General features: G+C 68.5%; 1 protein-coding gene. It reads left to right on the top strand.

Translation table 11 applies throughout. The features are described from left to right. A partial coding sequence (locus AB4Z02_RS19010) for a PH domain-containing protein (protein ID WP_441972921.1) occupies positions 1-533 on the top strand: 533 nt, incomplete at both ends.

Genomic DNA, 533 nt, shown 5'->3' on the forward strand with positions numbered 1-533 from the left:
ATCCTGTTCCGAACGCAGCGCAAGGCGCGGCTCGACCGCATCCAGGGCATCAACGTCGTGCGGCCGGTGATCGCGCGCATCTTCGGTGCGGCGAAGCTCGAAGTCAGCGTGGCCGGGCACGACGCGAACGTGCAGCTCTCGTACCTGTCGTCGCAGCTGGCGGATGGGCTCCGTGGCGACATTCTGCGCCTCGCGTCAGGTGCGAAGGCGGCAGAGCAGGTCCCGCAGGGTGCGCGCCCGGCCGGGGTCGCCGGGGTCGCCGACGTGCTCAACCAGAGGGTGAACGAGTTTTTGGCGCCCGAGCTGAGCCCGGACCTCGCACCGCCCGAGTCCGTCGTGAAGATCCCGCCGCTCCGCCTGATCGGGTCGATCGTGCTGAGCGGGTTCACCATCTTCCTGCTGCTCGTCGGCGCCGGACTGGTGACGGGGGCGGCGACCGGCAGGCTGTGGCTCCTACTCGTCGTGCTCCCCGGCCTGATCGGCTCGATCAGCTTCTATGTGCGGCGGTTCACGAAGTCGTTGCAGTACAGCAT

Source organism: Pedococcus sp. 2YAF34, assembly GCF_052114585.1.
GTDB lineage: Bacteria > Actinomycetota > Actinomycetes > Actinomycetales > Dermatophilaceae > Pedococcus.